This is a genomic window from Vibrio sp. 9-16B-A1 (assembly GCF_056726165.1).
This window is the reverse complement of the sequence record NZ_JBSDZD010000005.1, coordinates 68,561-84,546: the sequence shown is the minus strand read 5'-3', so window position 1 is coordinate 84,546 and position 15,986 is coordinate 68,561. Positions and strand designations below refer to the sequence as shown.

At 48.3% G+C, this 15,986-nt stretch carries 5 protein-coding genes; 3 read left to right on the top strand and 2 right to left on the bottom strand.

Going from position 1 to position 15,986, the window contains the following annotated elements; genetic code table 11:
* Positions 1-41: 41 nt before the first annotated feature.
* Positions 42-2,033: a transketolase gene (tkt, locus tag ACVB80_RS09955; protein WP_481081137.1), complete on the bottom strand. Its 1,992-nt coding sequence runs from the start codon at positions 2,031-2,033 to the stop codon at positions 42-44.
* A 134-nt stretch (positions 2,034-2,167) separates the two neighbouring features.
* Positions 2,168-3,118 carry a transaldolase gene (gene tal, locus ACVB80_RS09950; RefSeq protein WP_481081136.1) on the bottom strand — a complete coding sequence of 317 codons (951 nt, stop codon included), beginning with the start codon at positions 3,116-3,118 and terminating at the stop codon, positions 2,168-2,170.
* A gap of 438 nt (positions 3,119-3,556) precedes the next feature.
* Between tal and ACVB80_RS09945 the strand changes: the two genes are divergently transcribed.
* The 3 genes from ACVB80_RS09945 (at position 3,557) to ACVB80_RS09935 (ending at position 15,980) form a co-directional block, all read left to right on the top strand.
* Positions 3,557-4,552, top strand: coding sequence for a sugar-binding transcriptional regulator (locus ACVB80_RS09945; RefSeq protein WP_481081135.1), 996 nt, complete (start codon positions 3,557-3,559; stop codon positions 4,550-4,552).
* A gap of 119 nt (positions 4,553-4,671) precedes the next feature.
* Positions 4,672-13,656 carry an Ig-like domain-containing protein gene (locus ACVB80_RS09940; protein WP_481081134.1) on the top strand — a complete coding sequence of 2,995 codons (8,985 nt, stop codon included), beginning with the start codon at positions 4,672-4,674 and terminating at the stop codon, positions 13,654-13,656.
* Positions 13,657-14,285: 629 nt separating this feature from the next.
* Entirely contained in the window at positions 14,286-15,980 is a 1,695-nt protein-coding gene (locus tag ACVB80_RS09935; protein ID WP_481081133.1) for a hypothetical protein, read from the top strand.
* Positions 15,981-15,986: the final 6 nt, after the last annotated feature.

The following is a 15,986-nucleotide window of genomic DNA, read 5'->3' as shown; positions in this document are numbered from 1 at the left end:
ACCGGTAGCGGGGCATTGAATTAAGAGCAATTGGGGGTATATCAGTTCAACAGCTCTTTTGCTGTGTTCACCACGTTTTCGGTAGTAAACCCAAACATCTTGAACAGCTCACCTGCTGGTGCAGATTCGCCGAAGGTAGTCATACCGATGATGCGGCCGTCGAAACCAACGTACTTGTACCAGAAGTCAGCGATACCCGCTTCGATAGCGATACGTGCAGTAACGTCTGATGGCAGTACCGCTTCACGGTAAGCTGCATCCTGCTTGTCGAACGCATCAGTAGATGGCATAGAAACTACGCGTACTTTCTTGCCTTCAGCAGTCAGCTGAGCTGCTGCTTCAACTGCCAGTTCAACTTCAGAACCGGTAGCGATCAGGATTAGCTCTGGCTTGCCTTCGCAGTCTTTCAGGATGTAACCACCTTTCGCTACGTCAGCCAGCTGCTGCTCGTCACGTGGCTGCTGAGCCAGGTTCTGACGGGAGAAGATCAGTGCAGTTGGTGCGTCTTTACGCTCGATAGCCAGTTTCCATGCTACAGCAGACTCAACCTGGTCACATGGACGCCATGTGCTCATGTTAGGAGTCAGGCGCAGAGAAGCCATTTGCTCAACCGGCTGGTGAGTCGGGCCATCTTCACCCAGACCGATAGAGTCGTGAGTGTAAACCTGGATGTTCTGAACTTTCATCAGTGCAGCCATGCGCATTGCATTACGTGCGTATTCCATGAACATCAGGAAGGTTGCGCCGTAAGGAACAAAGCCGCCGTGCAGTGCGATACCGTTCATGATCGCAGTCATACCGAACTCACGCACACCGTAGTGGATGTAGTTACCAGACGCGTCATCAGCAGTCAGAGACTTAGAGCCAGACCACATGGTCAGGTTAGAAGGTGCCAGGTCAGCAGAGCCGCCCATGAACTCAGGCAGGATCTTACCGAATGCTTCCAGAGCGTTCTGAGATGCTTTACGTGAAGCGATGTCAGCCGGGTTAGCCTGAAGCTCAGCGATGATCTTGCTCGCTTCTTCTTCCCACTGTGCTGGCAGGTCGCCGCTTACGCGTCGTTTGTATTCTGCTGCAAGCTCTGGATGTGCTTTTTCATAAGCTGCAAATTTCTCGTTCCACGCTGCTTCCTTAGCTGCGCCTGCTTCTTTCGCAGACCACTCTGCATAGACTTCTTGCGGAATTTCAAACGGACCATGTTCCCAACCTAAGAATTCGCGTGCTGCTTTAATTTCTTCGTGACCCAGAGGAGCACCGTGACAGTCGTGTGAACCGCACTTGTTTGGTGAGCCGAAGCCGATGATAGTCTTGGTACAGATCAGGGTAGGACGAGGATCTGCTTTCGCCGCTTCAATCGCTGCGTTGATCGCTTCTGGATCGTGACCGTCAACCGCCGGGATTACGTGCCAGCCGTAAGCTTCGAAACGCTTAGGCGTATCGTCAGAGAACCAGCCTTCAACGTGACCGTCGATAGAGATGCCGTTGTCATCCCAGAATGCGATCAGTTTGCCCAGACCCAGAGTACCTGCCAGAGAACATGCCTCGTGAGAGATACCTTCCATCAGACAGCCGTCACCCATAAATGCGTAGGTGAAGTGGTCAACGATGTCGTGGCCTTCTTTGTTGAACTGAGCAGCAAGAGCTTTCTCAGCCAGCGCCATACCTACAGCGTTGGTGATACCCTGACCCAGAGGACCAGTAGTAGTTTCGATACCAGGTGCGTAGCCGTACTCAGGGTGACCAGGAGTCTTAGAGTGCAGCTGACGGAAGTTTTTCAGATCGTCGATAGACAGCTCGTAGCCGCTCAGGTGCAGCAGAGAGTAAATCAGCATTGAGCCGTGGCCGTTAGACAGAATGAAACGGTCGCGGTCAGCCCACTCCGGGTTCTGTGGGTTGTGGTTCAGGTGAGAACGCCAAAGTACTTCAGCGATATCAGCCATACCCATAGGTGCACCAGGGTGACCAGAGTTAGCTTGTTGAACACCGTCCATGCTCAGAGCACGGATTGCATTAGCAAGATGTTTACGATCCATAATATTTTCCGAAATTATCTTAAAAATTTATGTAAGGAGGTGCGATGGGCACCTCCGGAGAATTTGGTTTGCGGACTTAGGTCCTGGGTTCTGGGGAGAAGGGCAGTCAGCGAACTCCCCCAGGGCCCAGGGCCTTAAAGCTTAGCTTCAATCATCGCTTCCAGTTTGCCCTGGTCAACAGCGAAGTTGCGGATACCTTCAGCCAGTTTTTCAACAGCCATTGGGTCCTGGTTGTGCTCCCACAGGAACTCAGAGTGAGTCATTGCAGCAGGACGCTCGCCAGCGCTGTTTGCAGCAGTCAGTTTCGCTTCAACTGTACCTTCAGCGGCTTCCAGTTCAGCCAGAAGAGCAGGAGCGATGGTCAGACGGTCACAGCCAGCCAGTTCCAGAATTTCACCGATGTTACGGAAGCTTGCGCCCATAACGACAGTGTTGTAACCGTTCTCTTTGTAGTAGTTGTAGATCTTAGATACAGACAGTACGCCTGGATCTTCAGCTGCTTCGAAGTCACGGCCTTCTTTCGCTTTGTACCAGTCCATGATGCGGCCAACGAATGGCGAGATCAGGAATACACCCGCTTCAGCACAAGCACGCGCCTGAGCGAAAGAGAACAGCAGAGTCAGGTTACAGTTGATGCCTTCTTTCTCCAGGATTTCCGCAGCACGGATACCTTCCCAGGTAGAAGCCAGTTTGATCAGGATGCGGTCGTTAGAGATGCCAGCATCGTTGTACATTTTGATAAGCTGACGTGCTTTAGCAACACTGCCTTCCATATCGTAAGAAAGACGAGCGTCAACTTCAGTAGAGATACGGCCTGGGATAGTCGTCAGGATCTCTTTACCGATGTTTACTGCCAGCATGTCACAAGCGTCCTGAACCTGCTGAGCTTTGTCGCCGCTCTGACCTTTAGCGTATTCAATCGCCTGGTCGATAAGCGGTGCGTACTCTTCGATTTGTGCTGCTTTCAGAATAAGAGACGGGTTGGTCGTCGCGTCTTCCGGCTGGTACTTTTTAATCGCATCGATTTCACCAGTGTCGGCTACAACAGTAGTCAGTTTACGCAGTTGCTCTAGCTTGTTGCTCATTGTGATCATCCTATATTGGGCTTTTGGCTCAGCGCGTCAAAATGGCGCGGACATTTGCAAGCGGTTTAAAAAAGAGTTTAGTTACATCTGCTCATTTAGCCGGACGAAACTAAGGATTCTTTTTACCAGTTGAACATCTGCTTTGAGCATCCGTTCAATTGGTGAGTAAATGATGTATCCATACTTATCCCAAACCTACCCAAAGTCAACGGGGGAAACCACCACATAGTGACTTACATCAACCTTTTTTCACCTCTCCCGCAGCCCTTGTGGCATATAAACGTTTGCTCATTCGTGCGGGAAATTTGACCAGCATAAAAATGGTGCAAATTGTGATGTGAACATTTGTATTGTCCGTGAGCGAATGTTGCATTTGTTCAGGGTGCTGACGTATGATCAGCGGCTGAACAGATGTAACCGCTTTTACAGGACCTGACTATGAGCAGCAATGACGTTTCGGTTGAAAATACCGACCTGTTAACAGAGATTTCCGTCGCCTACTATCAGGATGGCGCAACTCAGGAAGAGATCTCCAAAAAGTTCTCTATCTCCCGCGCTAAAGTCGGCCGCTTATTAAAGCAGGCACGTGACGAAGGGATTGTGGAGATCACCGTTAAGTATCACCCGGTCTTCAGCGCCAAGATTGAGCAGCGACTTATTGAACGCTTTGGTGTAAAGCGGGCACTGGTCGCTCTGGATCAGCCCGATGAAGAAGCGCAGCGTACCCAGGTTTCCGGCCTTGTCTCCAATTACCTCAGCAGCACCCTTAAAAACGGTATGGTCGTCACCGTTGGTCAGGGACGTAACGTATCTGCGGTTGCCCACCATGTCGGCGTAATTACCCCGCGTGACGTTAAGTTCGTCTGTGGCATCGGTGGTATTCACCCCCGCGGCGGCCAGTTCAACGCTGACCATATTTGCCGTCAGCTGGCTAAAAAGTACGGCGGCAGCTCAGAAACCCTCTACGCCCCGGCTTACGCAGAAAACAAAGACCAAAAACTGGCTTTTATGCAGAACAGCACAGTCAAACAAACCCTGGACCTGGCCCGTAAAGCCGATGTAGCCCTGGTCGGTATTGGTGACATGAGCGAGAACAGCTATATGGTAGACCTCGGCTGGTTCTCTGCAGACGAAGTCGTCCAGTCCCGCCTGATGGAAGGGGTAGTAGGGGACTTTGCTGGTTACGACTTTTTCGATATCAAAGGGCAGGTAACCGACACAGCCATGAACGACCGGGTCATCGGCCTCGGCATCGACGAGTTCCGCCCAATCGCAGAAGTCATCGCCATCGCAGCAGAAAACAGCAAACCACTGGCCCTGCTCGGCGCACTGCGCACCGGAGCCATTGATGTGATTGCGACCAGCGTAAGTAACGCGCTGACAGTGCTTAACCTGGATGAGCAGATGAAAGGGTTGGAAGTTCAGGAAAAATAGTGTGCAGAAACAGTACCGGGGAACTGGCTTCAGTTTCTTCCCGGTACTGAATAATTTGTAGTGAGTCAATAAAACGGTTATTTACAAAAAAAAACGTTCTTCTGTTTTGAGGAACTTAGGTGAAATGCCGTCCCGATAAGTGGATTAGTTTACAAAGAAAAACAAAATGGCAAGTAATAGCTGCAAAATACAGGGAAAACGCCATGTGGCGACCGTCTTTTTGCCACGTTGCGCTGATTTTACCACCAAATATAATCGCTGGAAATTCTAATGTTCAGCGTCAGATTATGTATCGTCAGTTCCCATTTTATAAGTTATTCATTGGCATTATCACCATTTTCCTGCTTGCATCCTGCGGCGGTGGTGGTGACTCAGGCAGTAACGTGCGTCCGCCAGACCGGGTTACCGGGTCAATAAAGGGTGTGGTTTTTGATGCTCCGGTAGCGGGAGCATCGGTTACTGCGTGGGAGTTTAGAGATGGGAAGAAAGGCCGGTCTCTGGCCAGCGGTATGACTGACTCCAGAGGCGGCTACTCTCTTTCTGTTACCAGCGGCCCGATGCCTGTGCTTATTGAAGCTAGGGGAGGTCAGTATGTGGATCCGGTAACTGAAAAACCAGTCGATGGAAGTAATGGTAAGTCCCTGACATTTGATGCTGTTTTTAACTACTCAGAGGGTGATGACGCGAAAGTCATGATCACGCCTCTAACCCATATGATCAAAGGGCTTGCAGAGTACAGAAATCAGAAAAAAGGGCAGCACTATCAAACTGCTTTGAACGCTGCGGTTCACAGCGTAAACAGCATGTATGGTTTTGACGTAACCACTGTTGAGCCTGTTGATATTACAAGAGGCGGGCAGAGTAGTGTCGCAACCGATGGACACAAGTATGGTGCTCTGCTAACGGCTTACTCTTCTTATGCCGGAGAAGAGCTGGCAAAACATTCTGATGTTGAAGAAAGCCAAAAAATCTATACCTCATTCCATTTGTCAGATATTCAGTACCGGGATGTCAGCTCTACCGGTCAGTTAGATGGTTATGAAGTTGATCCGGTCAGAAGTGTCGAAAAACCTATTTCTTTTGGCCAGGTACCTGTCACCAGTGACCTCTACACCAACAAGCTTTCTCAACATGTAATGGTGGTGGTCAACAGCAGTACACTGAACAAGTCCGGAACGGAGCCTGTGTATTACAAGGAGTTTGCTGAGAGCATTAATCTGCTTGGTACCGGATCAGGCAGCAGCGAAGTGGTTCCGGACCGGGATGAAATTAAGATCGATGAAGATGCTCCGGAGATAGCACGTGATGGTTCAGATGTACTGGTTAAGGTGGACCAGGTGAAGCTCAAACTCACTGACTATATAGGGGTGGAGAGTGTCAAGGCATCGGTTCAATATTTCAGCCAGGGAAGCTGGTCGCAACTATTTGAGTGTCCCGAGGAAGGGTTTGGTGACGGGTTTTGTAATCTGACCGATCAGGTTACTTCGGGCAGCCGGGTTTTAACCGTGAATGTACTGGTTGATACTACGGCTCTGGACCAGGTGGATGCAACACAAGCGCGGCTTGTGGTTAGCGCGAAAGACGTGATTGGAAATGAGACTTCAGGTGACGGCGTTCAGGTGGGTTTTGACTGGGATAACAAAGCACCGGACGTCAAAATCAAGGAGACTACGTCTTTTAACCCAAATAACCAGGTGGATTATCTGCTGGAAGGGACGATTAAAGAGGCGTTTTCTTCTATCTCTAACCCCAAGTACCAGATTAACGGTGGTGCAGCGCAGGATCTTGACTGCAGGGCGGTTATGAGCAGTTATGGAAAGCACTGTGAGTTTAGTACTAAGATTGGGTACAGCGAGTTTGAAGGTGGCAGAACGAGCCTTAAAGTCTGGGCGGTAGATGAGCAGGGCAATGAAGGCAGAGACACTATAGAAGTGCTTTCTGATATGGTTCCTCCTAAGCTGGCGCTATCCTACCCAAGCGGCAACATGAAGTTTATCCGTGATGTAAACGGGGAGCAGCAGCTCAGTTATGAGCCTTATTCCAGCAGTACTTTTGCTAATATAAGTGATAAAAAATACCTCAATATCGATTACAAATACGCAAAAGATGGTCTGAAGGCCAGTCATAAGGTCGACTTTGATAACTTCGATCCTCTGGTATTAAATACAAATCATATCCCCTATATCAGTCTTAGGGTGAGTGATGTCGATGGTGATGATATTGCCAGTTCAACGTCAGCAGAAAAAATTAAGGTTACTGTTAAGTATTCTGTATATGAAAATGAACAGCTTGTTTTTACTAATTTTGCAAGAAGCTCGGATAACGAGATCCCACACGAAGAGATAGAATTCAACGACAGTTTTGCTAGTTCGGTTACCTATTATATTCCTTATGTTAAGGAGATTCTGGGGAATGAGTTCAAGCAGGTAAAAGATAATCAGATTCAGAAGCTGGTCATCACCATCGAAGATGAATCAGGTAATAAAACTACCTACGGTTCAGATATACAGTTTAAGTCTACTTTCAATCTTCCTCAGATATCAGTTGTAACCCCTTTTATCGATGCAAAAGTGAACTTTGAGGTTTTTGCTCAAAATGGTGAGGCGCAGTTTGCCGGAAGTTGTATAACCACCCCGGAAAAACTGGTTGGAGACCCTTCTCAGCAGGCACTGGACATCGCAGGCTGCTCCGTTAACTCGGAATATGTTGGCAGGGTAGTAAAGGTATCCGTGCACAGCCAGGGTGACAGAACTTATTACAATCAGTGGAGCCGAAAGTCAAAGCTCCCGGTTAACATTTCTCCAATTAGTGAGTTTTCGGCTTATATATTGCTGACTGACTCGACTGAAATCTACATCACCGAACTGGCTGTGTACCAGAGCGGATTTTTTGATTATCTGTGGAATAACAGCAGTGAGAAGAATGATCAGGTAGCTCAGGATATCCTGACTAGTGTGGACAATATGCTGACTCAGGGCTCCAGCACATTCTTTGGTTTTCATCCAATTCACACCGCTTACGCTTCTAACGAAGAAATGGAAGGGATAATTCCCGATAATCCAAGCAGAAAATATCAACACAGGCTGTTGCTTGAAGCGTTGCTGACCATGTCAGACAAGAGTCCGGTACATTCGAGTGCCGACTTCGCCAAAGCATTTCATGAAGACTTTTCCTCAGACGGCAAACCAAACGGAAAAGGGGTTGACGGTAAGCCGATTATACTAAGCACTTATGAGATCACAGCGAATACCTACAGAGGTGAACTTGCAGGTTATTACTATGACTATGCTATATCTAAAGGTATTCCTGTCCATATTGCGATGGGTTATGCCGATCTGTATGCAACGGCCTACCCGGAACTCAATGGCGAAGCGCTCTTTGAAGACAGAGGGACCTCAATAGATATCAAGCCGCCAGAAACAAAACTGACTCCTGAAACTGGCAGAAAAATTGAGTTAAATAAACAGTGGTATATCGCTGGCACTGTTGGTTCATTGCTTGAACTCACTGACCCCTCAGGGATTGACCAGGATAATAAGCCACCACGTCTCAATATGTTCTGGGTGGATAATAGCGGACAACAGACTCAGATAAATGACACCGAGGTACATCCTGAACCGGATAATACGCAGTACAGTATGCAGTATCGGTTTGATTTTAATTCTGACTCCCCTCAGTACACCAATATCGCGCGCCTGGCTTTGAGCATCAGCGTGGCTGATTTAAAAGGGAATAACTACGGGTATGGTGAGGCGCCATATGAAAAAGTTTACATTGTTGACAATGATGCACCGACAGTGACTTTTACCCCCCCTTTTCCGGCAGACTCAGGGTATGACGAAAACAGCTTCCTGAACCTGAGTGCTGCGCATGAAACAAAGTTTGTTATCAGTGATGTTGTTGGCGACTTGACTGAAAAGCGCCGTATCTTACTGAGCAGTGCTGAACATACGCCTAAGAACCTGGGGAAAGATAACTTTCATAAAAATGATGAAGGTCAGCTGATATTAAGGCTGGGGAACAACGGAGGAGATGACCCTAAAGTTATATCACTGGAAGACGGCTTCTGGATACTTGCTGTGGAAGCGGAAGATAAGCTGGGCAATAAAGTGACTGCGCAGGATATTAATGCGCCAAAGTTCAGTATCAATGTCGACTCAGCAGCACCGGTAGTTACTTCTAATGCTACCTCCGGTTTTATTGGTGGTAATTCAAAGTGGACTCCAAACAGTGTAATTACCTGGGGCCTCAGCCCGGCTAAAGATATTGAAGTTAAGCTGGTCCGCCCGGGGGTAGTGCCTCTTGATTTGACGCCGTGTGATGACAGCCAAGAGAGTGAAAACTGTAAACAAAGACCAGCGTATCTGACTGGCGAAAAGCCAAACTATCAGGTTCAACTGGTGGCTGAACATTTTGAGCATGGTAAAGAGAATAACTTTCAGATAAAAGCCAGCAACGATGCGTATCCATCCAACTCAGCAAGTGGCATTCATAAGTTCAAAGTGGATAAGAAAGGCCCCGAATTTCAGTTGCAAACGGAACCTGCTGGTCCCGTTGTTGATGTGGAAACTCAAAGCACGGTTGTCATGGGGCCTGTCTTTGATATCAAGTTCGCCAAAGCTATTGACGATTCAAGTGTAGAAGAGATTAATATCTATCAGCGCTTAAATAACGGCAGTGAAGTACAGCTGCTTGCAAATGGTATCAAACCGGACTCGCCGGAACAGCCGTTTAGTATCCGTCTGAACAAAGCGGATACCGAACTAATCCAGCTGGAAGGCGGGGATAAAGCCATAACACTACTGGCAAAAGCTGAGGATAATTATGGTTTTGAGGGCACCAGTAACGCAATTCGCACCAAATTTGACAGAGAAGGTCCAGGTATCAGCCTGACCAACTACGACAGCGACCATTACTACAGAACGGGATTCAAGTTTATCCTGAGTACGCTTGATTACGCTGCGGACGGAAGCTGGTCTCAGGAAGGGGTGCACAGGAATGAGACACGTTACTGGGTTTATTCCGGCAGCGAGCCAGAGCCGGGAGATGAGGGAAAAAATCTTGAGGAAAACTCCAATGAGATAACCTTTACCGCAGAGCAAAGCAGCTATATCAAAATATCGGCTACAGATATTCGGAAAAATGTATCGGAAAAGGTGTTTCCCCTTGTCAAGGTCAACAATGCGAAGCCCCAGGTATCGCTTGAGGTTAAATACAACGAGAGTGGGGAGGATATCACCAACAAACCGATAACCAAAAAGGAACCGGTAGACCTGTTTGTGAAGGCAACCGATCCCAGTGGTATAGATTCGGTTACCGGTAGCTATAAACTGGTTAACTCTGAAGGTGCCGGCTCAACCCTTAACTTCAGCCGGGTGGAGCAGGGCAAAGATATCTGGAAGAGTACTATTCCACCTGTTGCAGATGGCAGTTACTCTGTTGAGGTTAAGGTGGTAAGTAAAACCAGGGTCAATCCGGGAGAGGAAGGTGCGATAACCACCACGCTGACCCCCCAACTTCGTGTTCAAACCGAAGGTATTGTGCTTAAGGCACCGGAAGGCTTTGACACGCATATTTCAGGCAGCACCCTGGACGTTACTTTCAGCACTGACAGTCAGGTTGCGCTCACGAAACTTGAGTGCTGGGTACGCGAAGAGTACAACAGTGACGATGCCCCTGAGCCTAAAGAACAGCCTTATGCCTCAGTAGAAAACTCCGTGGTTCCTCGGTGTGTTGTAGGCATTACTGAAAAGAACTATACCAGGCCACCTGTGGTACTGATTACCAAAACGACTGGCGCGAATGGTGCAGAGAACGTTCAGAAGTTCTCATTCAATATGGTTGATATTGAGCCTCCTTATGTCAAAGACCGGGAGAAACTCACACTGAATAAAAACTGGGTAAGGATTCTGACCGAAGGCGATAAGAGGGTGAAGCGTCTGGAACTAAGCGTGGATATTCTCGATGACCACTCCAACCTGGATATTGAGCCCCAGCCGATGTTGAAAACCTATCGTGGAGAATTTAAGGCTAAAGACTGTAGCCGGTTGTCAGGCGGGGCCGGACAGCAAGGGTATCGCTGTACCTATTACGAGCTTTATAACGACATTATTGACCCAATTGATCTGCAGAAAAAAGTTGAGATGCTCGGTGTTAAAGATAAGGCAGGAAACCCTCTTCAGGAAACAGGTGTTATCTTGGATATCCCAAGTGGTGAATTTTCCTCAGAAATAATAAGTCTCACGTCAGACCAATATATCAGCGGGGACAAGGTTGAGTTTGAATTTAAGACTTCCTTGTTTGCCGAGAGTAAGATGGATAATGTCTTTGTTGAAGTTGGTTCGGATAAGTATAACTTTGTTGATAACAGAGAGAACTTCTCTGATATGAAACCATGCCCAGGTAATAACCCTGTCGAGCAGTGTTCTACATTTAGCGGAACGCTGAGCCAGGACTATGAAAAAGATAATGTCAAGGTAACGCTCAAGGCGGTAGATATCTGGGGGAATACAGCCCCGGACGAGATTACACTCAGGCTTGATAATAAAGAGCCAGTCATTGGGGATACTTATAAGGTACTTCCGGTAGAGGGAATGCCGGCTAAGACTCGCTTAGAGTTTGAAATTTCAGACCCCGTACCTGGAAGCGGGCTCAACAAAGTTACTTATACCTTCGGAGCATCAAATATTCCTGAGGTGACAAAAACAGAGAACTTTAACTATGTAGATATTGACTCATCCCTTATCAAGGGCCTGCCTCGGCTACAGGTAGATATTACAGCGATAGATAATGTCGGTTTGGCAGAGAGGGAACCTATTATTGTCGACTTGAGTACTCCTGTAGTTACGCTGGAGCTTGGTGATGAATCCGAAAAAGTCGATAATAATATCGTCTACAGAAAACGTCAGCAGGACATTACGGTTAAGGCACCGGTTAAGCCCGGTAGCGGTATTGTTCCTGCCAGCTTTAAACTGACACTGACAATGACTTCGGACAACGCTGGAGAAGAGCCTATTGAGGTCGGTGGAACCTTTGTGGGTGATACTGCAACGTCACAGCTACCCCTAACAGATGATAAGCAAGGCAAGTACACAACCAAACTGGTTGTCACAGACAGTATCGGCAGGGAAACTACGACTTTCACCTTTAAGGACACACCGTTCGGTGAATCGGGTGCGGGCAGTTACATCGACTTCGGTAAACCGGAGATTGGCGCGATTGTTCTTGAACAGTCAGATATGAAGCCTGTAAACGGTTCTTACAATATTGAGATTAAAGCCGTCGTTACAGACCCGAACTTGAATAAGAACTCTGTAACTGCAGTGTTGAAGCAGCAGGGTGTCAGTACTATTTCGATGGCTCTTAACACGTCACCTGAGAACCCGGAAGAGCCGTTTGTTTTTGAGTCCCGGGTGAAACCTGGAGATTACACGGTTGAAATTAAAGCCAGTGATATGACAAAACTGGATGCTATACCAAGGGAAGAACCTGTAACAGTCAAGGCTGCTACCACACCTGCCCTGACAATTGCCGCTGAAGAATCCAGGCTGGGAGGGGGGAAAACCACTCAGGTGACGTTTACGTTCAGCGAACCGGTTGTGAAATTTACTCCTGAAGATATCCAACTAACAGCAAGTGACAGTGGTGATACTGGAAGCCTTGATACTACTGGATGGGGCAAAGGCCCCGCCAGTAGTTGGAGTGCGGAGTACACATCACCTGCGGGAGCAGACAAGTCAGTCACCATTAGGGTGGCTGATGACTTATACGAGAGTGAAAACACGATTCCGGGTAAAGGGCATGAAACGACTATTGAAGTAAAAGGTGTACTTCCAGTTGTGGAACAAGTGACCTTTGAGCCTGCACATGCGAAACCTCAGGATATGGTGTTAGTAAAAGCAAAGTTCAGTACCGAAGTAACAGGAGCGAAGATCACCATCGGTGGTGATACGGTTGAAATGGATGTAAGCGAGGCCGATAAGACCCTGTTTGAAAAGAGCATTAAGGTACCACTGGCTGATAATGCGGATTTGAGTGTTCCTGTGACTATTAAAGAGTTTACAGATGGTGATGGGAATGAAGGTGTGGAAAGTATTCATAGTTTGTTGCTGACGCCGGAAATCGCCATCGACCCAATCTCAGGCCCGGTGGGTGGAGACGCAGCAAAAGCCTTCCCGATTTCAGGCACAACCACACGTTTTAGCCTGAATGACAAAGTGACCGTCAATCTGACCGGCGCTAAAGTCACAGGTCCGATAGAAGTGAGTGTGGATGCCAATGGCGATTGGCGCACTCCGGAACTGGATCTGACTGACGGCGGCACGAGCGGTACAGTTAATGTCACGGTGACCGGCAGCAACAAACAGGGTGTATCGGTGGAAGCTTTGCCTAAGACGTTCGAGTTATCACTGGATAAGCCGGTGGTGAATACGGTGAATATCCTCCCTGAGCACCAGAGTGCGGGCGGAACGGTAAAAGTCACCGCGACCTTCACCCCGACAGTGAAGGATCCGGTTGCTTCGGTAGAGAACGGCACACCGGCGGCGATGACCTGGAACAGCGAAGCGAACCAGTGGGAAGCCGATGTAGAGTTACCTGGGGTGATTGATGAGAGCGTCACCAGCCTGAACGTGATAATCGATGGTTTTACCGACGAACTGGGTAATGCCGGTGACCCGTATAAACTCGCGTCAGTGAAAGTGACACCGGAAATCGCCATCAACGCAATCTCAGGCCCGGTGGGTGGAGACGCAGCAAAAGCCTTCCCGATTTCAGGCACAACCACACGTTTTAGCCTGAATGACAAAGTGACCGTCAATCTGACCGGCGCTAAAGTCACAGGTCCGATAGAAGTGAATGTGGATGCCAATGGCGACTGGAGCACTTCAAAACTGGATCTGACTGACGGCGGCACGAGCGGTACAGTTAATGTCACGGTGACCGGCAGCAACAAACAAGGAGCACCTGCGGAGCCTGCGTTAACGACGTTTACATTGGAAGTGATTCAACCAACAGCCTCCCTCACCAAACCAGCAACATTCCATAATGTTGCCACAGCTCAACCCACCAACAACGCCACTCAGATATTGAAGCTGGCAGCATAAATAGTTAAGGCTCGGTGATGTATTTGGCTCAGGGAAGGGATTCCCTCTGGGCCAAATCAGACGCTTAAACCTTAACGGTTTAACATCACCGCAGCCAAGTCATCAGGATTGTGGAGATATTCAATGTACATGCTTTGTAAACTTGTACCTGGCCGGAAGCTTACTGATAATCAGCTGGAGTACATTCTTTTACCTGACGAAGCGATCAGTCAGCTGTCACTTATACGGTGTGTAAACGAGCTCTGTTTATTATTACCGGACGAACTCTGGCAATCTTTACCCCGCGCGTCTGATCTGCAGGAAATCCTCAATTCTCTTGGCAACGAACTGCAAACCGGTAGCTGGATTGCACTTTCCTCTTTTTCCCGAAGCCAACCTGTCTCAGAAGCTCAGCTTTTCCCTTATCCGGCTTTAAAGCAGCGAATTGGGCAGTTGTCCGAGCACACACAGCCAGTCTTATGAGCACGACTGAGTTTGTGAGGCTGGTAGCATAAAAAAATAAAGACCGGTGATGCATATGGTTCAGTAATCAGGTATTATTCCCGAACCAAATCGTATACTTAAGCCTTATCAGCTTAACATCACCGCAACCACCTTTTTGAACAGGGTTGTGGAGATACACAATGCACATGTTTTGCAAATTTGTACCCGGGTCTCGTCTTGCCGGCGAAGACTTAGAGTATGTTATATTGCCTGATGAGCTCATCGGGCAGTTCTCGCGCACGCCAAATCCAGGCGATCTTCGTTCACAGCTTCCGACTGCGCTGCGGGATTCCCTGTCTCATGTATCGGGACATCAGGGGATACTCGCCGCTCTCAGCAGAGAGTTACAAAATGGCAGCTGGTTTGCTCTCTCTTCGTTTCCCCGCAAACAGGCTTTCTCTGAGGCCCAGTTTTCCCGTTACCCAGCTCTGAAACAGCGGGTTGCCCGGTTAAAGGGGCAATCACAGTATGTAAAGGCTAATTACGATACCGTCACCGATGATGTGGCTCTGCCCAAACAGATGACCTATACCCCGGTTGAACCGTCACCAGACTACAAAATTGTGGTGGAGTTTGCCGGACAGTGGCCAAACAATGCAGCCTGTCTGATGCTGGGAAAAACAGAAGCACAAAAAGAGAAAGTGACCGCAGCGAAAGCGGATATGGATAACAAACACCGCAGCCTGGCTACGTTTAAAGATCTTGAGGCTGAAGATAAAACGCTGTACATCAAAATCCCCTGTACTGATCAGCCGACCCCAATCCTTCTGAAACTGGCAGATAACCTTCAGCCGGTAGAAAAAGAGACCCGGATGGAGGAGTGGGAGACTGTCCTGATCCCGGTTCTGCCTGTGATACCGGCAGGTGAGGCTTATGAACTTCATAAATCCGGTTACTTCTATATTGTGTGGAAAAACAAAGTGTGGCGGGAACTGGAAGTCACGTCAGGCTGCTACTTTGCAGATGTTGATGTCGACTATTATCGTAACCGTGATCCCGCATCCGGTATGAAAATGAGGCACATAGATATTGATGGGGCACTGATAGATTCCGGTGGCTACCTTGGAGATGAGCCTTTTGAGGTATATCAGAAAGGAACAAAGGTCTTCTCCGGAAAGTTGGGGCACGATCAAACAGGCAGGGTATTCGGGCTGACAGAAGAGGAAGTCGAAGTTAAGTTCACGAGCCTTGATATGGACGCTATTTCTTTTACTACCAGACCCAGCCCGTTTAAAGCCGGAGAGAATATAAACCGTATCGCCAGAGGCATGCCTCTGCCTCATATATGGGTGCCGTATAAAATAAATGGTGAAGTGCAGGAGTGTTATCTGCATTACAGCAGGGAGCTATTAACACTGGCTCAGTTGTCTGAGCTTGAAGCGGATCCAGCTTCTGTTTCCATCCCACTTTCAGCGCTGTCAGCATACAGCGATAATCAGTCATTTGCCGGTGCCGGAGAAAGAATTATCGCGCTGAGTCAGGCTCAGCAGAACGCATCAGGAGCTGCACTTCTTAACAGTCAGACAGAATCGAACATCGCTGCTGTAAAACTGCCTCCGGCAGGTGCGCGGCCTGCTATTCGCTATAAGTATGAACCAGGTGTCGATCAGGATGATGATTTCTTTGCTATCCGAAATACTGAACACGACTGGATTTATAAGTCGTTTATACGCTCAGCAACGAAGGATGAAGAAGGGTATCTTATCCTGTATTTCGCCTGCCCGCCCCCGGAGGTGGAGACGGTTGATTTGGTCCGTGGTGCACACAGTAACCCTGGCAATGGCACGCAGCATTTTGTTGTGATCGAGGAAGAAATCCCGTTATCAGAGTTACTGGGCTAATGAGTG

Excerpts from the sequence above, each read along its gene's own strand:
- tkt (WP_481081137.1), bottom strand. The coding sequence starts at position 2,033 with ATGGATCGTAAACATCTTGCTAATGCAATCCGTGCTCTGAGCATGGAC.
- tal (WP_481081136.1), bottom strand. The coding sequence starts at position 3,118 with ATGAGCAACAAGCTAGAGCAACTGCGTAAACTGACTACTGTTGTAGCC.
- ACVB80_RS09945 (WP_481081135.1), top strand. The coding sequence starts at position 3,557 with ATGAGCAGCAATGACGTTTCGGTTGAAAATACCGACCTGTTAACAGAG.
- ACVB80_RS09935 (WP_481081133.1), top strand. The coding sequence starts at position 14,286 with ATGTTTTGCAAATTTGTACCCGGGTCTCGTCTTGCCGGCGAAGACTTA.